At 54.7% G+C, this 19,969-nt stretch carries 16 protein-coding genes and 1 pseudogene; 11 read left to right on the top strand and 6 right to left on the bottom strand.

The features are described 5' to 3' along the window. Positions 1 to 23: 23 nt before the first annotated feature. Positions 24 to 1,466 (bottom strand): PTS system trehalose-specific EIIBC component, encoded by a 1,443-nt coding sequence (treP, locus tag ACSSVH_RS05215; protein WP_170042963.1) that lies wholly within the window; start codon positions 1,464 to 1,466, stop codon positions 24 to 26. A gap of 200 nt (positions 1,467 to 1,666) precedes the next feature. Here treP and treR point away from each other — a divergent pair, with 200 nt between their 5' ends. The 4 genes and pseudogenes from treR (at position 1,667) to ACSSVH_RS05195 (ending at position 6,760) form a co-directional block, all read left to right on the top strand. Continuing rightward, positions 1,667 to 2,371: a trehalose operon repressor gene (treR, locus tag ACSSVH_RS05210; RefSeq protein ID WP_169956677.1), complete on the top strand. Its 705-nt coding sequence runs from the start codon at positions 1,667 to 1,669 to the stop codon at positions 2,369 to 2,371. A gap of 64 nt (positions 2,372 to 2,435) precedes the next feature. Beyond that, complete coding sequence (locus ACSSVH_RS05205) at positions 2,436 to 5,468, top strand: dermonecrotic toxin domain-containing protein (RefSeq protein WP_492634182.1); 3,033 nt, start codon at positions 2,436 to 2,438, stop codon at positions 5,466 to 5,468. 121 nt (positions 5,469 to 5,589) lie between these two features. Then, positions 5,590 to 6,360 carry an APH(3')-II family aminoglycoside O-phosphotransferase gene (locus ACSSVH_RS05200; protein WP_492634181.1) on the top strand — a complete coding sequence of 257 codons (771 nt, stop codon included), beginning with the start codon at positions 5,590 to 5,592 and terminating at the stop codon, positions 6,358 to 6,360. Positions 6,361 to 6,448: 88 nt separating this feature from the next. Further along, a pseudogene (locus ACSSVH_RS05195) lies at positions 6,449 to 6,760 on the top strand (hypothetical protein). 422 nt (positions 6,761 to 7,182) lie between these two features. On the opposite strand, the gene ACSSVH_RS05190 reads toward ACSSVH_RS05195, so the two are convergent. Further along, positions 7,183 to 7,383 (bottom strand): transcriptional regulator, encoded by a 201-nt coding sequence (locus ACSSVH_RS05190; RefSeq protein ID WP_492634180.1) that lies wholly within the window; start codon positions 7,381 to 7,383, stop codon positions 7,183 to 7,185. A gap of 304 nt (positions 7,384 to 7,687) precedes the next feature. Here ACSSVH_RS05190 and drt3a point away from each other — a divergent pair, with 304 nt between their 5' ends. Both drt3a and drt3b read left to right on the top strand, forming a co-directional pair. Further along, a complete protein-coding gene (gene drt3a, locus ACSSVH_RS05185; RefSeq protein WP_492634179.1) occupies positions 7,688 to 9,040 on the top strand; it encodes an antiviral reverse transcriptase Drt3a in 1,353 nt (450 codons plus the stop codon). Continuing rightward, positions 9,033 to 11,081, top strand: coding sequence for an antiviral reverse transcriptase Drt3b (gene drt3b / locus ACSSVH_RS05180; RefSeq protein WP_492634178.1), 2,049 nt, complete (start codon positions 9,033 to 9,035; stop codon positions 11,079 to 11,081). The genes drt3a and drt3b overlap by 8 nt, the downstream gene beginning before the upstream one ends. A 293-nt stretch (positions 11,082 to 11,374) precedes the next feature. Here drt3b and ACSSVH_RS05175 read toward each other — a convergent pair whose 3' ends face one another. Together ACSSVH_RS05175 and ACSSVH_RS05170 are read right to left on the bottom strand one after the other, a co-directional pair. Next, positions 11,375 to 12,379 (bottom strand): hypothetical protein, encoded by a 1,005-nt coding sequence (locus tag ACSSVH_RS05175; protein ID WP_492634177.1) that lies wholly within the window; start codon positions 12,377 to 12,379, stop codon positions 11,375 to 11,377. Positions 12,380 to 12,579: 200 nt separating this feature from the next. Continuing rightward, on the bottom strand, positions 12,580 to 12,960 hold the full coding sequence (locus tag ACSSVH_RS05170) for a plasmid mobilization protein (RefSeq protein WP_492634176.1): 381 nt from the start codon (positions 12,958 to 12,960) through the stop codon (positions 12,580 to 12,582). A gap of 479 nt (positions 12,961 to 13,439) precedes the next feature. On the opposite strand from ACSSVH_RS05170, the gene ACSSVH_RS05165 reads away from it, so the two are divergent. The 4 genes from ACSSVH_RS05165 to ACSSVH_RS05150 all read left to right on the top strand — a co-directional run bounded on the left by ACSSVH_RS05165 (position 13,440) and on the right by ACSSVH_RS05150 (position 16,991). Beyond that, on the top strand, positions 13,440 to 13,694 hold the full coding sequence (locus ACSSVH_RS05165; RefSeq protein WP_492634175.1) for a TraC family protein: 255 nt from the start codon (positions 13,440 to 13,442) through the stop codon (positions 13,692 to 13,694). 519 nt (positions 13,695 to 14,213) lie between these two features. Then, positions 14,214 to 14,936 carry a P-type conjugative transfer protein TrbJ gene (gene trbJ, locus ACSSVH_RS05160; protein ID WP_492634697.1) on the top strand — a complete coding sequence of 241 codons (723 nt, stop codon included), beginning with the start codon at positions 14,214 to 14,216 and terminating at the stop codon, positions 14,934 to 14,936. A gap of 193 nt (positions 14,937 to 15,129) precedes the next feature. Beyond that, entirely contained in the window at positions 15,130 to 16,668 is a 1,539-nt protein-coding gene (gene trbL, locus ACSSVH_RS05155) for a P-type conjugative transfer protein TrbL (protein WP_492634174.1), read from the top strand. A 2-nt stretch (positions 16,669 to 16,670) separates the two neighbouring features. Then, positions 16,671 to 16,991, top strand: a complete 321-nt coding sequence (locus ACSSVH_RS05150; RefSeq protein ID WP_476296914.1) for a hypothetical protein — start codon at positions 16,671 to 16,673, stop codon at positions 16,989 to 16,991. A 224-nt stretch (positions 16,992 to 17,215) separates the two neighbouring features. On the opposite strand, the gene ACSSVH_RS05145 is transcribed toward ACSSVH_RS05150, so the two are convergent. Together ACSSVH_RS05145 and ACSSVH_RS05140 are read right to left on the bottom strand one after the other, a co-directional pair. Further along, positions 17,216 to 18,571, bottom strand: a complete 1,356-nt coding sequence (locus ACSSVH_RS05145; RefSeq protein ID WP_492634173.1) for a replication protein — start codon at positions 18,569 to 18,571, stop codon at positions 17,216 to 17,218. A gap of 126 nt (positions 18,572 to 18,697) precedes the next feature. Further along, on the bottom strand, positions 18,698 to 18,916 hold the full coding sequence (locus ACSSVH_RS05140; protein ID WP_476296918.1) for a helix-turn-helix transcriptional regulator: 219 nt from the start codon (positions 18,914 to 18,916) through the stop codon (positions 18,698 to 18,700). Between the two features lie 91 nt (positions 18,917 to 19,007). On the opposite strand from ACSSVH_RS05140, the gene ACSSVH_RS05135 reads away from it, so the two are divergent. Next, positions 19,008 to 19,949, top strand: coding sequence for a LuxR family transcriptional regulator (locus tag ACSSVH_RS05135; RefSeq protein ID WP_492634172.1), 942 nt, complete (start codon positions 19,008 to 19,010; stop codon positions 19,947 to 19,949). Positions 19,950 to 19,969 lie beyond the last annotated feature (20 nt).

The following is a 19,969-nucleotide window of genomic DNA, read 5'->3' as shown; positions in this document are numbered from 1 at the left end:
GGCTTGCCTGCGATAGCGATCTATCAGGCGACGCGATAACCCGGCCGCACAATTTTCATGCTTAACCCACAGGTCAGAACAAACGGCACCACAATCGCGACGGCCATGCCGATCACAAAGCTTGGGATGTATTGCGGGATGATCGAGATAAACCCAGGCAAACCACCGACGCCGATGGCCGAGGCCTGGACCTTGTTCAGCGAGAGGAAAATGCTGCCCAGGGCCGAACCCAGCAACGCGGCATAGAACGGAAACTTGAAGCGCAGGTTGACCCCGAACATCGCCGGCTCCGTGATGCCGAAGTAGGCGGAAATCGCCGAGGTCGAGGCCATGCTTTTGTCTCGCGCATTGCGGCTCATGTAGAACACGCCGAGGGCTGCACTGCCCTGGGCCAGGTTGGACATAACGATCATCGGCCAGATAAACGTGCCACCCTGGGTCGAGATCAGTTGCAGGTCCACGGCAAGGAACATGTGGTGCATGCCGGTAATCACCAGCGGTGCATACAGCAGGCCGAAAATCGCCCCGCCCACCATTGGCGCCAGGTCAAACAGGGTGACCACGCCTTCGGTGATCAGGATGCCGAGGTGCCGGGTGACCGGGCCGATGATCGCCAGGGCCAGCACGCCGGTGACGACGATGGTGGTGATCGGCACGACAAGCAATTGAATGGCATTCGGCACCCGCGCCCGCAGCCATTTTTCAATCACGCTCATGACGTAGGCGGCCATCAGGATCGGCAGGATCTGGCCTTGATAGCCGACCTTCTCGATCTGGAACCAGCCCAGAATGTCGAAGTACGGCAGGCTCTGGCCGTCGAGCCCGGCCACCGCCTTGCCGTAGTTCCAGGCATTGAGCAGGTCCGGGTGGACTAGCATCAGGCCGAGCACGATGCCGAGGATTTCACTGCCACCAAAACGCTTGGCCGCCGACCAGCCCACCAGCGCCGGCAGGAACACAAACGAGGTGTTGGCCATCAGGTTGATCAGGCTCCACAGGCCATCCAGGTTCGGATAGGCCTCCAGCAGCGTCTGGCCCTCGATGAACATGCCCTTGGCGCCCATCAGGTTGTTGATGCCCATTAGCAGGCCGGCAATGATCAGCGCCGGCAGGATGGGCATGAACACATCGGAGAACACCCGCACCAGGCGCTGCATGGCGTTGGTCTTGTCGGCGCCCTTTTTCTTCACGTCGGCGATGGTGGCGGCGGCCAGGCCGGTCTGTTCGCGCAGGGCGGCGTAGACCTTTTCTACTTCGCCGGGGCCGATGACGATCTGGAACAGGCCGCCGGTGAAGAACGAGCCCTTGACCAGGTCGACCTGGTTCAACGCACTGGCGTTGACCAGGCTCGGGTCCTTGAGCGCCAGGCGCAGGCGCGTCACGCAGTGGGCCGCTTGCTCAAGGTTATCGCTGCCGCCGAGGTTCAGGAGAATCTCGCGGGCAATGTTGGAATAGTCGTGGCTCATGCTTGGTCTTCCACTTTAGATTCTTGTTATTGGCAGCACGCCGAGGGCAAAAGTACTCGTCTGTACGAGTTAAAGCAACAACTCGTCTGTACGAGTTGTAAAAATATTCGCCCAGCGCTTTCCAAGGGTCCAATGGACAAAGCCCACCTGTGCCACTAAGGTTCCTGCCTTGAACGCAAACGCGGCACAGAGCCCTCTCCATGAGTAAATACAACCAGATCTACACCGATCTGCTTGCCAGCATCACCACCGAACGCCTGCAACGCGGCACGCGCCTGCCTTCTGAAACCGAATTGATGCAGACCTACCAGGCCAGCCGTGGCACCGTGCGCCGGGCCATCGAGCAGTTGCAGGAGCGCGGGTTTGCGCAAAAAATCCACGGCAAGGGCACCTTCGTGCTGTCGCCCAACCCGATTGAGTTTCAACTGGGCGGCATCGTCAGCTTCCACGAAACCCACGCCGACCTGGGCGATGACGTACGCACCGAAGTGGTTGAGTTCACCCAACTCCCGCTGGAAGGTTCGCTGCTGCAACACATCGAGGCCGACCCCGGCACCCTGATCACCCGCATCAAGCGCGTGCGGCGCATTGGCGGCAAACGGGTGATCCTCGATATCAACCACTTCGTTGCCGAGCTGATCCCGGGCTTGGACCAGACGATTGCCGAACAGTCGATCTACGCCTTCATCGAACAAACCCTGCACCTGCAGATCAGCTACGCCCAGCGCACCATCGAAGCCCTGCCCCGCAGCAAGGACGACCAGGCGCACCTGGACCTCGACGGCCAGAGCCATGTGATCGTGGTGAGCAACCAGACGTTTTTGCAGGATGGGCGCCAGTTCGAGTACACCGAGTCGCGGCATACCCTGGATAAGTTCTACTTCTCCGATATCGCCCGGCGTTAATTATCTACCCACACCCACTCTGAAGCGCTTGGCATGCTCGCCTCCCCCCCTCAAGGAGAGCAGCATGCCACTTGCCGACACATCCCCCGCCGCCCAGCAACAACTTCGCGCCCTGGCCCCCGTGGTACTGGATGCCTGCCCGAACATGCAGGCGATGGCCATCGAGGCCGCCGGTGAAATCCTCACGAAACATGGCCTGGCGCACCTGGATCCCGATCAGGTGTACTGGCACCGCTTCAACCGCGGCACCGGTGATCCGGCGACCTTTACCGGCTGGAGCCATAACGAAAAACCCCAGGCATCGATGACCCTGACGCAGTTGGTCATGCACCGCTTCGAGGTGCATGACCAGGATAATGCCGACCTGCTCGACGGCGATGGCGGCTTCTACAGCGAGGGTGCCCAGGCGCGAGTGTTCGATCAGCACAACGAAGTGCAGCTGTCCGCCAGCGCCGTGCTCCATGATTTCTGGGCGATCAATTTCAGCGATCGCTACACCACGCGCGTGGAGCAATTCTGGAGTACCCACCACCACCATTTCCGCACCCTGGCCAAGGTCAATTGCCTGGCCCAGGCCCTGCAAGCGCGACAGGCCGGGCACCTCGACGAGGAGCAGTTGCAGAAGGTGATCAAGGCCCTTGCCGGCAACCTGGGCTGGCCGCCGACCCTGCCCGACCTGCAAGCCGAGGCAACCCCGGCAAGCGGGCTACGCGTGGCGGCACTGGATATTGGCGGGCATATCGCCACGGACATCCTGCGTATTGTCGATGGCGATGGTCGGCAAATCCTCTACGTGCCCGGCGAGGCCCAGGCCTTCCACTGCCTTGAAACGCCTGCCGACCTGCATTTCTGGCTGTTGAACCAGACCAACCGCGCCGATAACCGCGCGCGTTTCATGGCCCATTTCCCCTTGTCGGCCCAGGTCCAGCAGGACGACACCGACGCCGTGACCTGGAAGCAAATGCTGCTGACGCCCGTGCTGATCTACCGCACCGCCCAGGCCGTGGCCGGCACGCTGCCGCCAGACTGGGTGGACAAAGGCCTGAACCACCAACTCGACCAGCTGTTTATCGACTGGGGCACGTGGGACCACCACCTGATCAATCAAGCCGACCAGCCCCTCGACGGCGACGCCTTTACCTGGCTCGCACAATCGAGCCGTGCGCGCATGGACAACGATGCGCAGTTCTCCCTGCAGAGCAACGGCGACCTGCGCAAGAAGCTGTGGATCGGCTACCTGGCCGCCTTTGGCAAGACCTTCGGACCAATGGCCGTGGCAGGCTGGCCGGTGGCCCTGGTGGTGATGGGCGCCAGCGTGGCCAGTCTGGGCCTGAATATCGACCAGGCAATCAATGGCAAAACCCCGGCCGAACGCCGCGCGGGAGCGCTGGGCGCGGTCCTCAGTGCTATCGATGCGGTGTTCAACCTGACGCTGCTGAAGGCCGACGGCGTCATGCCGCAGATCGCCGAAACAGTCGATACCGTGGCGATTGAACACACTACGCCCGCCGTTATACCCGTGTCGCCAGAACCGACCGTACCTGCCAGCTACCAAAGCAACCTGATCCTGGAAGGTGAAACCCTCAACACCGCACCCGGCAAGTTTCACCAGGTCTATACCCTCAAAACCTCCAGCGGCATGCCGCAGCACGCCATTATGCTCAACGATGAAGCCTATTACGTACGCTACGAAGCCGACCCCAACGGCCACGGTTTCTGGGCGATCGTCGACCCAAGTAACCCCCATGGCTTTTCCGGCTCGCTGCCAGTGCGCCTGAACGAACTCAACGAATGGGAACCCGTCAGCGCCAGCAAAGGGTTGAAAGGCGGTGGCGGCAACTCCAGCAAGGCCGCACACACGCCAGCGCCCTCCCCTAGCGAGGAACCGGTGACTGCCCCCGTCAACCCGCTGCGCCGGGTCACTACCCCCTTCGACACCCCGCCCTCGACCCGCACGCACATAAGAAAGTGGGTACTGGGCCTGCCTGAAACCCATGTTCAAAGCCGCTTCGGGCGCATCGACCGCTTCACGTATTACTTCGGCGTCACTCACGACAAACTGCTGCAAACGGCGAAAGACTTCTTTACCGAACTGCCCTGGAACCGACTTCCAGCGCGCCCGGACATCCCCGCGTTCGAGCCCACTACGCCCTTTGCCGAAATCATCGAGCGCCTGCCCGAAGACATACCCGGATACGTCATCGGTGAAACCCTGGACCGCATCGCCAGCACCCGCCTGGTGATCGACAACCTGCCCCTCTTCGCGCGCAAAGGTGTGAAGACCCTATATCTGCGCCGCCTGCTCAACGATTTTGTCCAGGATGACTTGAACCTCTATTCGCGCACCGGGGTGATGTCCGAAGACCTGGAAAGCTACCTGAACCGGCTGGGCACCGACCCGGCAGGCCAGTACAACGAGCTGGAGTTGGTCAAGACTGCCAGGGCCAATGGCATCCGCGTGCAGGCTCTGGACTGCGTCGCCCACTACAAGTACCCCAACCCCACCGCCAACCTTTCAGAGCAAGCGATGAGTAACTACCTCGCCCATACCATTATCCAGGCCGACCAGGCCCTCAATGGCGGCGGCAAGTGGCTGGTGCTCACTGGCGCGCGAAACATCAATACCTTCAATGGCTTTGCCGGTATCAGTGAACTGCACGGCGGCATCGGACTGCGGGTCGAGGAGGTGCTTCCCGGGCAAGGCAGCGACATACGCATTGACCCCGGCATCGACATCGACCGCGACAGTGCACCTGCCCACGAACACGTCGGAGACAGCTTCGACACCTTGCATGCCGACCTGCGGGTGCAAGTGGAGGCACCGCTGGTGCACAGGACCCTGGAGCAAAACCAGCGGCTGCTGTTTCGCAAGGGCATGTACCTGATCGATGCAAGCCAGGGCCGCTATACCCTGCTGCATCACAGCCGCGCCATGAGCGTCGTCCGTACCCCCATCAACCGATTGGCCGATGGTAGCTTCTCCATCGACCGGCCGGCCTGGCCCGGGGTACATAACGTGCACTTCGCGACCCTGGAAAAGCTGTCCAGCGCCCTCACCAATATGGGCTTGAACCTGCAATGCCGGCTGCCCGCTTGACGCCCCCCCCCCGCGCGCCAGGCAGTAAAACGCCTGCCGCGCGGGGCGCCCATGACAAGCCGAGGCCAAACGGTGTTTAATCGGCGTTTGACAACGCTCAGGCGAGGACCGGGACAGCACCGTGAACATTCCAGAAAAATGGCGTGAACAGTTCCCCCTCGCACTCATCGAACAACAGGCCATCGGCGAGTCCCGGGCTGACGTGTTTCGACTGCGCAGGGACAACGGCCCAGACCTGTTCCTGAAAGCCGAGCCCCTGGTCGAACACGCCGAGCTTGCCGACGAAATCGAACGCCTGCACTGGCTGCAGCAACAGGGCCTGCCAGCGCCAGTGGTACTGGACCAAGTGCAGGAAAACTATCACCACTGGCTGCTGATGAGCGCCATGCCGGGACAGGACCTGGCCAGCAGCAGCGCGCTTTCTGCCGCGCAGGTCATCGACGTCCTGGCCACCGCCTTGCGCACATTGCACCAGGTCCCCGTGGCGCAATGCCCCTTCGATCACAACCTGGAACAGCGCATCACCGTCGCCCGGGAACACGTCGACGCCGGGTTGATTGATGGGACGGACTTCGACGATGAGCGACTGGGACGCAGCGTCCGCGATGTGTTTGCCGAACTCCTCGCGACACGGCCCGCCACCCACGACCTGGTGGTGACGCACGGCGATGCGTGCCTGCCAAACTTCATGGCAGCGGGCGGTCACTTCAGTGGTTTTATCGACTGCGGTCGCCTTGGAGTCAGTGACCGCTATCAAGACCTGGCCCTGGCGGCACGCAGCGTCGAACGCAACCTGGGACGGCAATGGGTAAGGCCCTTCTTTGAGCTGTATGGTGTGGAGCCTGATGAGCAGCGCATGGCTTTTTACTGCTTGTTGGATGAGTTTTTCTAATTGCTCCTGAGCAGCCCTCGACACTACCTCGACAAGCTCGCTGATACGACGCATCCGATATATGAGTCAAACCATGAGGAAGAACGCCATGCTCATCAAGAGCCTGTTGCTGAGTTTTTGCGCTGTGTTATTGGTTGGCTGCACGGGCCGGGGTTTTCAACCTCCGCCGCCGGAATTTACCAATTGGAAGAAAATCGGAGTGTCTGAAGAAGGCGTCAAGAGTGCTATGACCGCCTGCGGCTATACCAACCTGATAGGGACGGGGGACAGGACGCCGATTGACTAGGTACTCACGCGGTTTTATTGCATGAAAGACGCCGGTTTCAAGCGCACAGATAACATTGACCTGTGCAAGGAAGGCCGCATCGGCGAATCACCGGTGTGCGAAGGCCGCCGGTAATCCATTGGGGGGGGTTGGTGGTAGTAGCGCTGGACAGTTGCGCCTTCTCGACCGCCATCACCGGCGAACCTGGCGAGCCCTGATGCCAGTCAGTTAAACCGATTCTGCTTTCTGTAGGAGCGAGCTTGCTCGCGAAGGACGTCAACGATAACGCGTGTTTGCTAGGTAAACGCGGCGCTCTCAAGTTCTTCGCGAGCAAGCTCGCTCCTACAAAAAGGCTTAACTGACGGGCATTTTGGCGAGCCCCAAAAAGCCAAAAGCCCGCAATTAAGCGGGCTTCAGGGTACTTTTTGCTAGAGGGTGCCGGACAATGCCGGACGCCCAATCATTCCCACTCTATTATTTTTTACAACTAAAACCCTTTAAAAACAACGACCTAATAATAGATAAGCCAAAAATACCATGAAATATACCATATACCGCTATAAAGACGGCAGCGTGTCCTTCGCATCGGCAGCGCTCCACCAATTGTCCTGCCGCCCCCCCATGGTCAACTGTCTCATTAAGGTAGCGAGCTCGGCCAAGTCGCCGTTACGGCGCACTTCGGCCAGCAGTTCGGCGGCATAGGCCGGATCAGCGTGGAACTGTTCGGACATTGCTTCGTCGTGAGGACGGTCTTTCATTTGGTGCCACCCCATTTACTGAAGGCGAAGTGGTGGGCGTAGGCGACACACCCACCGAGGAGCGCTACGACTTCGCTTGTTACTTTTTTCCTATCCCACTGCGACCAGGTCAACGTAGGTTGGTCACGATCCCACCAACCTAGAACTCAGCACCGCTACGTTCAGCGTGCCGTGAGCCTGCACTGTAGCTGTCGAATTGGTCGAGCCGTAGCCAATGATGGCACTATACCGCTATCGTACCATTTTGAGATATAGCTGATCCCTTGCATGGACAGCCACATTCGGACTAACAGGGCAGTTAATCGTGTCTATTGACCAGGCATTTTCGATAAAAAATCTGAATAAATTGCTCGATGAAGACCGCGAGAAAGGCGGAGACTTAGAAGAGCGATACATTCCCGACGCATACGCCTTACGTACGCATATCTATGAGTTAAAGAAATCTAAGTCGCTCCTCAGATATAAGAATCGAACCGGTGCAGTAACCGCTCAATTTTATGAGCTTCGCCTCGGCCGACTAAATAAAGTCATAAAAGGGCGTAAGGAATCTCACTCTGAGCTTGTGGATACCGCGCTAGAAAAAATCTCTAGTCAAATTCTGTCAAAAAACTTCAGAGTCGAGCTAAATGTATTACCGGCGCCAATTAGAAATAAGACAGTATACGGGGTTGGGAGAGATTTAGCGCAAATTCTCGCAATAAGATTCGTACAAAAAATTCTAAAGGATGTCTATCATGTCGAGATGCCGCCTAGAGACATCTTGGTAGCTCAAGTCAAATCGCTGGCTATGGACGGCTCACCAAAGTTTATTTTGCGGGCAGACGTAGAATCTTTTTATGAGTCCGTGCAGCACAAAGATTTGCTAGAAAGCATTCATCAATCACCCCAGCTCTCCGTACTAGTTAAGAGAATTATAACTCGGATTTTGGGCGACTACTTGAAGCTATCAGGTGCAGATAGAGGATTACCTAGAGGAGTAGGAATAAGTGCATACTTGTCGGAAATATACCTAGCATATATAGATGCCGAAGTCAGAAGACACGATGAGATTTTTTATTATGCTAGATACGTAGATGACATGATAATGATGTTTGCGCCTGAGAAGAAGGAGGCAGCCAATGAATATCTGATTTCCTTCGGCGAGCTTCTCGCCAAGAAAGGCTTGTCTCTAAATGACAAGACTCAAGAACTGAACTTAATGGATGAACAGCGCGGAAAATTTACATATCTTGGGTATGAGTTTGACGTTTCCCCAAGCAGCCGCGCCGTCAGAATGAGCACTGCCAAGTTAAAAAAGTATCGAGAGCGCATAGAAAAATCCTTTAAAGACTACCATGCCAAAGTAGCATTTATCCCCAAGAAGGCAGCTAGAGAGCTTATTACAAGATGCCTATTCCTAACAGGAAATATGCGGCTTTTCAACAGAAAAAGCAATGCATTTATTGGCGTATACTATAGCAACAAGCATATAACTGAGCTTTCTCAACTAAGAGGCTTGGATAGATTTTTTCTAGCCAAGATCAACTTATTAACGGATACGGGACTAATAAGAAAGCTTTCTCGATTATCTTTCGAAAATGGCTTTACCAAGAAAGAGTTCAGAAATCTCAGCACGAAAAAACTGTCAGAAATATCTCGAGGATGGAAACATGCCTAAGAAAGCACTATCAATAAATTTTCCAATCCAAAGAGTGGTGCTTTCTGACGTTCTTCCGTACGAAGTACCTATCGTGTTCTCGAATAAGTATTTCTATAGGTTTCTTTGTGAACACAATGTAAGGTTCTCAGGCTCAATAATAGAGTGGAACTCCAAGGATAGTGTTCTCGACAACCTGGTTAAGATACTACTAAGCATCCCGCCAGATGTCGTTGTGGAGCGTGATACCACTAGTACCCGAGAGAAGTCTTACGTTGATGTCTCTCAAACGAAAACGGATTACCATAGCGTTCCCTTTGCTTTTTTCACAACGCACAAGCAAGATCAGCTGCGACAACTTGCTCTCATGCACCCGAAAGCCCAACTACTAGTTGTGGATTTTTATGAGCAATATAAAGACCTTATAATTTACTTTGCTGGCAAAAGTGATTTTAGCCTGCGATCCCCTAAGAGAGTTGCAGGTTGTACGTTCATAGATAGCAGAACCCTGATAGAAAAGCAGGGCCCGATTGACACTTTGGTCGAGGTCTCTGGCGATAACTATGAAAACCTAAGATCATTTTTTGTTTACGAGAAGTTCAGCAATGTTTTTAAGTTTTATGAGTCCCCAGAACACCTTCAGTGCGAACGCGACTTTAAGTTTTTGACAAAGTACGACATCTCTGGCTGCTTTGACGGCATATACACCCATTCTCTTCCATGGGCCATATATGGAAAGAATTACTCAAAGACATATATGACACCTTTAAAGGAATCCTTTGGCAGCAAATTTGATTCCTTGATGCAGAAGGTGAATTACAATGAAACAAATGGCATATTAATTGGCCCCGAAGTATCTCGAATATTCGCTGAAATTATTTTGCAAGCTGTAGATACCGAGGTGTCGGCTCGTCTAATGGAAAAAGGATGGAGGCTGGACCAAGACTTTAAAATCTACAGATACGTGGATGATTATTTCGTTTTTTACAATAGTGAAGAATGCTGCCATCAAACTAAAATGTTATTACAAGAGATATTAAAACGATTCAAGCTATCTTTAAACAAAGGCAAGGAAGAAACCTTGTCAAGACCTATGATCACTCCGATATCTATTGCCAAGAAAAAAATATCAGACTTGTTTGACAGCTCACTCAAATGGAACATTGCGAGCGATTTAAAAGATGGTGAAAGTCGTCCTCGAGGAGAGATTTATATAGGACGATCAGCTTTAGTTACAGATTTTAAGTCAATTCTCTCAGCCTCCGGTGTCGGGTACGGGGATGTGCTTAACTATTCGCTTTCCGTGGTTGAGAGGAAGGTAGGCGCACTGATTGATTCTTATGAAAAAGTAGAAAGAGCACCAGGCCTAGATAAGGGATTCTCCAAGGCGCTAGAGTCTCTGCTATGGTTTGTTTTCTTCGTTTACGCTGTCTCACCCAAGGTGAACACAACTATAAAACTGTGCAGAATCTGCCAGCGAATACTGGCGTTTTATAGTGAGAACTCGATTGGCCTTAGCTATGGAGCACTAATTTCACAAGTAATACACGAAAGATGCGTCAGCATTATTGATAAGTATTCGGATGGCAAAAGTGCTCGAATTGAAATCATGTATCTATTGGTACTGATGGGTCAGCTCGGAAAAAATTATCGCGTAAGCGAGAGCCTCCTTGCTCGCTGTTTTGGATTCGAAACAATTGATGGGGCTTACACAACAAGAAACGAACTGGACTACTTTTCAATAACTACCCTATTGTTCTATATAGGCAAGAAGGTTCGATATTCAGAGATAAGATCCGCATTAGAGGCCTATGTCCTGCAACGCTTCGCTCAAAATAGAGGCTCCTTGATAGGTAGTTCTGAGATGACTCATCTGGCCTTAGATCTTTTAGTGTGCCCGTACGTTAGCAGAGAAACGAAAGAGCCTATACTGAGTTACTATGGGATGACCGGCTCCGATCTTTCGCGGCTTCAATCTTATAATGACTACTGGTTTACCAAATGGGCTAACTTTGATTTTTCCAAAGAACTGGACGCCAAGGTTAGCCAGGAGGTATACTGAACTCAAGCGCTGCATGCACTACGAAGACCGTTTGCGGTCGCACACACCAGCGCTTTGAGTGAGTTGTTCTATGTACGAAAGCTTGCTCTCCTAGGGTCCGCATGCATCTTGGGGTCTCGACTCCTCGCCACCTCTCAGTAAGCCTAGGCTGACTGAAGAGGTGGCAGGGGGCTAGATTTGAAATCCTCAGCTTTACTGCCTCGCACTCTAATTAAGTATGGCTACTATTTAGGCCAAACGGCGACTCTTACTTTCTTATTATTTTCAATTCGTTGCCACTTTTCCAGACAAGTTTACCCTTTATCCTTCGCGTCCTGGCGAATGCCATTAGTCAGTTGCTTGACCAGACTAAGGGCTTCTGCCACAGCCTCACGCTTAATGACCAAACGCTGCCCAGATTTATACCGTGTGTCGCCGGTTTTCCGGATGTAATCATCATCGACTACACCCTGTGTATGAGCGAGTAGATGGCGTTGCTGGAATGCTATTGTCAGTTTATCCATCTCGACGGCCGAAAGATGCTTATCGTAACCGCCTCCTATAGCGGCAGCCCAATGAGCCGAACCCTCGGCAAGATTCTGAAATGCGTTGCGTCGGGTCTTAGCGGCCGGTGCTATGCGCGCGTGAAGTGCTTCTGCAATCCTCTGGAATGCGGTCACTGCGTTCTGCAAAGCGCTTTCAACAATTAGACGGCACGTGTTTTCAGCAGTGTCTGCGTCTGGAATAGCAGCTCTGATGGCGTCAACTGCTTCAAGCGACTGCCGAATGCCCTGGGCCGTGAGGTCGAAGACAAGCTCCGCAGCATTTGCCCCGCAAGACGGACAGAAATACGCCGCCCCAACAACGGCGTACCGACACCCACAGTCACCACAGGTGATCTTAAGACGCATGGGTACTGCCGCAGCATAAGGAATCGGGACATGCTGAGGTCTGCTATCTACCTTCATGCTCATCGAGATGAATCCACTCTTGGACTGCCTCTGATTAAATCTCTGCGCATCAAGGCGAAGCGCACCACCTAACGCCGCTTGGACCTTCGCTAGAGCAACGTCCCGAGCATGATTCAGCTGTTCCTGCGTCCACCAACTTTGAGCATGAGCGGTATGGCCGCAAAACGGACAAAAGACTTCTTCGTCCCTCACCTTGTCGTTCCAATCTGCCATGAGAACCTTAAACTGAGCTAAGCATTCTGGCGCGGGGCACTCGCGATCAAAGTAGTTGTCATCGTCTGCGGAGATTGCAACGATAGAGTTTTCTTCGGCAAGCTTTGTTAATGCGCGGACTGTTTCTTCGAACATCGCCAATCTCCAAGCAGCGGTAGCGGCACCGTTAGTAAGCACTTCATTGCACCTAAGCTAGCATCCTCGGCTCGCTGTGGCATTCCGATAATAGCTTCTGGCTAGGGCGGCAAAAAAGCCCCCAGCGGTGGTCTGGCAAGACACAACTCTAGCAATTGCCATCCCAGAATTGGATTGCACAATCCAAAGAATTCGAGACGTCAGTCCGGACGCTTTCGAGCGAAAACGACAGTGCTCATTTTTTCCCGAATACCAGCTTGCAACTCACGAAACTCGACCATCATCCGCTCAACCTCGGTGGAGCTGGCTCCTTGGCCGTTTTTCTCCACAAGCCAAAGCTTCAACAAGCCGGCAACCCGCCCCAAGTCGCCGTTAATTTTGCATAGATCAGCCACCGCCTTCAGGTCGACGACCGAGCGAATGGGCGTATTCAAACCCAATGCTCGGAGGTAACCCGAACGGGACATACCCGCTTCTTCGGCACACTTCGTGATGGTCGCCTTTTCCTCGTCAGTCACCCACACCTCTATCGGCTTTCCACGCCTTCGAGGTTGGGCCTTCGCTTTGCTGTCCTCTGTCATGGCTTGTGCTCCTGTTGTTGCTTTTCAGCTTTTAGACGCGGCAGCGGCTGGGGCATCGCAGAGCAAGATACCGTTGAGCCGCAGGCGAATAAGGTGCGGTGTTGGATGGGTTCGGGCATGCCCGTACCCGTACAACACACATCTTGCCGTCTCTTTCCATGCGATTCTATGCAACTTGAGCAGAGATGCCATTTGCATTTCATCTAATCGCGTAGATTCGCGTAAGTTCGCATACATTCGCATAGCGTCGCATTCATAAATGGTTTCAATCGCACAGAGTCGCGCAGAATCGCATAAAGCCGTCATAGTGAACTAGGTGAATTGAACTTTCTAACGTCGGGCACCAAAACAGACTGCTTGGTGGCGAGCATGATTAATTTTGCAAAGCATGCGGCTTGAAATCATGCATCTCGAATGAGAGCATTCATAGGCGTACCCACTTTTACCGAAGAAAATCATCAGATAGACCGGAGCAATCAATGGCACGCAAAACTCTCGCTGAGCGCCGTTCTGAGGCTATTTCCGAACTGGAAACCGCTAAAGCACGACTGGCGAAACTCGACAACGAGGCCGCTGAGAGAATCGGCAGAATTGCAATAAAGTCAGGATTGGTTAATCTGAAGCTTACGGACGATCAAGTCCGGGAAGAATTCGACCGAATAGTGGAAAAGATCAGCAAGGGGAATGACCATGAAGACAGCTCGCCGCATCAGTGCATTTGCCAGTCGACTTGACGAATTGCAAGCCTGCCTCGGTCGGACCGGTAATCGGGCTACAGAAAATGTTACGGAAGCCCAGCGTATCGCGGCTGAACTGGCTTTATCCCTCGAAGACTGGCATCTCGACGCGCTGCGCATACCTAAGGCGGAGCGTGCCCCCTACCGATCGCAGAATCCATATTACTCAGCACATTGACTCAGCCGCTCTGATTAAAAAGTCCACTTCGGTGGGCTTTTTTGTGTCCGTAAAACGTATAAAACCGGACAGGCTTAATCTCTACCACCCTGGAAATTAAAGCCCTACATATCAGGTCGATAGTTATTTTTCTCAGCCATATGGCGGACAGTTTACGGACAGACTTATCGCATTTTATACGGATAGATAGTTATCCGTATATTTCAAACGGAGCAATATCGATAAATAATAGCGCCGTCAAGGTTAGAAATGAGGTATTCGGTATGAATAGGGAATTACTCATAAAAGCATCGTCCTACTTGTGCAAATCCGGGCGTCATGTGGCGTTGAGCGTTGCGATGGTCGGAACCGGCTTACTTGGCGCGGGGCTATACGTTGCGCCTGCCACGGCTTACGCCATCTACTGCGAAAACTGCTCCACGTTCTATCAGCAGATGTTTGAGTACGCTGAAGCGGTCAACACGGCTCTGAACACGGCCGAGCAACTGCAAACTCAGGTGCAGCAGTATCAAAGCATGATCACCCAAGGCACCGGGTTGCCCGATTCGATGTTCGGCAGTATCTCGGCTGATCTGAAAAGCGTGGTGAACATCTACGACCGCTCGCAGGTGTTGGGCCGCCAAATCCAGAACATGGATTCGCAGTTCAACACGGCTTTCCCCGGTTTCGAGTCGTACCTCAACCAAGCTGCCAACTCGGCTGAGTCACCGGCACAGGATCGCTATCAGACGTGGTCTGAGCAAGGCCGCGATAACGTGAAAACTGCGCTTGAAGCGGCGAACCTCAATACCAGCTCTTTTGAGTCTGAGGGCGTGCAGCTTGACCGCATGATGACCCGTTCACAGTCAGCCGTCGGCCGGATGCAAGCACTTCAGGCGGGCAACGAAATCGCTTCACAGAACGTACAGCAATTGCAAAAGCTGCGCGATCTGGTGGCTACGCAAATCAACATGCAGGGCAACTATCTGGCTCAGCAGGGCGACAGGGCAGCAGCCAGCGAAGCTACCGAACAAGAGTTTGAAGCGCGCAAAAACACACGTGGCGGCGTTAAGGGGTATTGAGAATGACTATTTCGAAATGGCTCATCGCGTTGATCTGCTTCGGCTCTGCACTAATCGGTTCAATGGTCACCGTGGCGGTTCAGAGCGACTGCGAGTGTACCTCTGTGACTGAGCACCAACGGCAACAGCATGACGCTGCTGCCTCGTTTGAAGCGCGCCCGAACACTCGCGGCGGCGTTAAGGGGTACTAGCTATGGATACTCGCCTACTGTTGTTCCTCGCCTTAGCGAGTGCATTCTTGAGCGGAGATGCTATGGCCGCGACCGACCTTTCCCATGCCGACACATCGGTACAGGGCCTACTCGACCTCGTTTTGCAGCAGTCGCACCAGTGGTCAGAAACGCTGTATGACTATGCGATCAGATTATTCTGGCTGCTGGCCTCGATTCAGTTCATCTGGACGTTCATGCCTCTGGTCATGAAGCAAGCCGACTTCGGCGAGATTGTCGGCGAGCTACTGCGCTTCGTCCTGGTGGTCGGTTTCTTCCTTGCCGTTATGAAATACTCGGTGGAGTGGTCATCTGCCATTGTCGAGAGCTTCCGCGATGCGGCGGCATCTGCGAGCGGCCTCGGGCGCGCGTTAGAACCCGGCGATATGCTGGCGGTTGCACTGGATTTTGGCCGCACCATGGTGAAGGGCATATCAGTATTTTCTCCGGCCAAAGGACTTCTGATCGCAGTTTGCGCAATCCTCGTATTAGCGTGCTTCGCCTTCATCGCTGCATTCATGTTCGTAACGCTCGTCGAGTCTTACGTCATCATCAATGCTTCGGTGCTGTTCTTTGGCTTTGGCGGGTCACAATGGACGCGTGATTTTGCAATCGCCCCAATGCGTTTCACCGTCGCAATCGGAGCCAAGCTGTTCGTCTTAACGCTGATCGTTGGCCTGATCGTTCAGTCGGCCAAGCAGTGGTTGGCCGCCTACACCAATGACGAAGCGTCGTTGATGACGATGGTTGGTCTGGCCTTGGTGTGCTGCTATTTGACAAAGACCATTCCTGACCTCATCGGCGGAATGATAAGTGGCACCTCGATGGGTGGTGGATCAGCCATCGGTGGTATGGCGGCGGCCGGTGCTGCCGGTGCAGCGGCGGCAATCGCAACCATCGCCACAGCCGGGGCTGCCGCTCCTGCTGCTGCCGGTGCAGCGGGTGCCGGGGGCATCACCGGCGGCGGTCTCGCAGGGGCGATCAACTCTAGTTTTGCCGGTGCAAGCTCCGTTGGTGGTGCCGCTCCGTCTGTAGGTGGCGCTACGTCCTCCGGCGTAGGGGCCAGCACTGGCGGCGGCGCACTGACCAAGGGGGCAAGCTCCGCAGGTGCGAAGACTGGCGGTACTGCAGCTACCCCATCGGCGACGCCCAGCAACGGCGTCCAGCAGGCCTGGAAGGCCGCACAGAGCGGCGATGACAATGATCAGAAAGCAACACCGAAAGGGGGAACTGTTAGTTCCGGCAACGCACTGTCCCGTGCGGCCAATGGTGGTGCAAAAGCGCTTGGCGTAATCGCCTCGATGACAGTTCCGGGCATGGAGAATGCACACTCAGCGTCGCTTGGCGCTGATCTTCCACAGACAGCTCACGGTGACTCCAATTCGCTCAAATCCCCAGCGCCGGCCGCGGAAGCCCCAGGTATGGAATCCAATGTCATTCGACCAGATACGAACACCAGCTCGAATTCCGGTCGCACCGACGTTTCGAGCATAACCTCAAGCAATGACCAGCCGGAGAAATAACCATGAATAGCATTCTGATGTTCGCTGGATTCGTCGTACTCGCCTCCACCTTGGCCATTGCCATGTGGGCGTTCGGCCGCTGGCTACGAAGCAAAGGCTACGGGCCATTGCTCGATAGACTGGATCGACAATTTACCGCATTGCAGCTTCGAGTTAGCCCGCTGGCCCTTTCGGCTTCCTTTCATATGTTTTCCGGAGTGCAACACCTGAATCGCCTCCCGCTGCTAGGTAGCAAGAGCAATGCTGCTCAAGCCCAGCAAATTCTGATGGCGATCCGAGCGGCGCAGGAAGCCCAAAGGCTCGACTCTCCCGGCAACCGCTGACCCTAAAATCCCCCGCCAAAAGTGCGGGGGTTTGTTTTCCGGAGACACCAAATCTAAGTAGTACGCACGGACTTGTCTCAGCTCAGCCTTTCAGAAAGCCCCCTACCGGTACTCCATCAGAACGACGCCCCCAGACAGCCATGATCAAAAGCGCGGAAGACTCTGCCATTAGTAATACGCACGGACTTTGAACACCTTGTCCATCAGCTCGGACAGGACACCGTCTAATGCACGGGGGCTTCGCCATTAGTAATACGCACGGACTTGGTACACTGACTCGCCGGTGCGTTTATGTATCTAGAAACCGCCATGACTGATACAGCCATTTGCTTAGCGATGGCCCGCACGCTCAAGCCCTCGCGCCTGAGGGACTGTGCCTTCGCCTGCTTGGAGTTCGCAGCTTCAAGGTAGGCTTCCCGGTTTACCGCACCGGAAGCGCGTCTGCGGCATTCCTCGCGCTTCCTGTGCCGTTCCGCGGCCTCGGCCTGGCTGACGATGGTTTTGAGCTGACGCTGTTCGTCGGTGGTGATCCCGAACAGGTTGATAAGCGTGCCGTTTCGCGGCGTGTAGAGCGGCGCGTAGTCCTTACCACCAAAGCTGATCTTTTCCCCGGCCTCATAGGCTTTAGCCTTGCTGAACAACGTCATAAGCTCTTTCGAGCGGCTATTCCATTGCGGGTCAAGCTCGCGGGCCAGCGCGGCCGCCTCGTGGTACATCTGCTTGCTGTTGGTCGCTCCTGACAGTAGCAGGAAATTCAGCCGCCAAAACAAGTGCTGCATCCGGCTGCCTTCGCTGACGCCGCCGCGCAGCTCAGCGAGCTTGCGCAAGTCTTCGAGGCGATCCCATGCTAGCTGTCTGCCGGAGAACCCGAGCAGATTGTCGGCCTTGCCGCCGGGCACCAGAAGGAAAGGCTTTTTCGTGGCTCGCCGCTCGCGCTGTTCAGCCTGTTCCTGCCGCTGCTGCTCGATTGTCCAGCGTGCCGCCGGTAGCAGCGCCTCGGCCAGATACTCGAAGTTATAGCGGATCGGTTCGCCGTCTGCGCCGCTCTGGACATGAACCACGCGACAGACTTCCCCGCTCTTGCTATTGACCGTCTCCACGGTGCGCAGCACGCGGCTGGCGTCTTTGGCCATCGGGTCAGCGCCGACGTGCGCGAGGCGATCCACAAGATAGCGCTGGCAGGCGTTCCAACGCGGCAGGGCCTGACGCGGAATCGTGCCATCCAGCAGCCACTTGGCCTGTATTCCACGGCCGCTGTAAATCAGCACAGACGGCGACGGCAAACCTTCCTCGCCGCAAAAATACAGTACAGATGCCGCCAGTGCCTCAGGCGTGCGCCCGGCCAGCGCAGGCACCCGGTAAGTGTCGAGGTCGGCAAACAGCAGGCCAAGCCGCAGGAGGTTGACGACTCGCCTATTGGGCCGAACGAACTCAGCTTGGGACATCCACGTGTCACGCTTTTTGTCCAACAAATCGAGTACTTTTGGCATATCAGCCAAGCGATGAGAAGACTGGCGCTTTTCACCTCGGGAGTCGACGAGTAGCGAAAAAAAACCGGCTCTCGTCCTATCGTGGTACATCTGCGCTTCGTCCTGAGAACTGAAAAGCGCAAGCTGTGGACTTGCGCCGGTCAGCTCTATCAGAGCGTTTGCAGTGTCTGAGCAAGAACGCGATATCGACCTATGCTCAGGCCCGCCCCGCACCGCTTAGACTGCCATTCCTGGCCTAGGAGCGGGGCCAGACTCCCTGCATGCATCAATCCATTCTTCTACCTCGGCCAAATCCCACACGACCTTGCGGCTACTCACCGCAATGCGACGCGGGAATTTACCCTTCATTTCAAAGTTATAGATCGTGCGCTCACACAGCGGGATCATCGCCAAGAGTGTCTTTTTGTCGATGAGTTTTTTGCTCGATGGATGCATAGCTAGGCCCTACCAGTCACAGCGAATGTGTGCCTGATCGTGCCTTTAGGTGCCTATTGCTTCGACAGAATGATTGGCTAGAATGGTTGACATGAAAAAACAAACGACCATAGCTATTTGGGAGGGGTGTGACGCCTCCGTCACAGAGGCCCTTCACCGATTCCTAGATCGCTGGGAGCCCTACTCCACAGCATCTAAACGCTATCCGATCGGTCGTCTGGTCGAAGAGCTTATCGACCCTGCCGTGGCGGCATATGCCGAAACGCTTCCATCGCGTTATCAGGGCCATATACCCGGAGCAGGAACAAATGTAGCGTTCAGCGCAATTATGCAACTGATTGGCGTTGCCGCTATGGTCCGCCTACAGCGTCAGCTGCTACGAGCCTTTGTTCTGACCCACGACAAGCAATCGGGAGATGATCGCTGCTTCATTGCGACGCTTGAGACGTTGATTGAACTGGTGCTGGCATGTAAGCGCAAGCAACCGTCTAACAAGGATATGGGCGGTTTGAACGGTCAACGCTTGAAAGGGTTTTGTAGATTCTGCGGCGCGCGGGCAGAGCTAGCATTGTTCGCAGAAGGTGAAGGCCAGCGTGACCTTGATGAACACCTACGCCTGAGTAACCTGTACTGCTCCACCCACCGCCCAAAGACACCGGATGGATGCTGGAACCCGGCATACAGGCAAGCAATGAGATCTGTAGCGCAGTTCGACCTAGAGCTGGCCAGATTGAGCAGACAATGCGCGATACGAGCAGAGCCTAAGGCAAAGTCAGGTGACGAGCTCGTCGACGCGTATATCTTTCGATACATGCTTAGCCAAACCCTACACCTAGCGGACGAAGCGGAGCTAAGAAATCTCGCTCGACTAATGGTGGACGTCAAGCTGACAGACCGGAGAAAGCAAATCCTCGTACTGCAAAAACTCGGCTTCAACCAGTCAGAAATTGCTCGCAGACTGGATATCGAGCGCCAAGCAGTATCCAAAGCTCTTCGCTCTATCCCTGATTATTTTCGACTTTCGAGAGCATGATTGAATCAAACTGCGCAATT

This window comes from Pseudomonas sp. HC1(2025), assembly GCF_058742075.1.
This window is presented reverse-complemented; position numbering and strand designations above follow the sequence as displayed.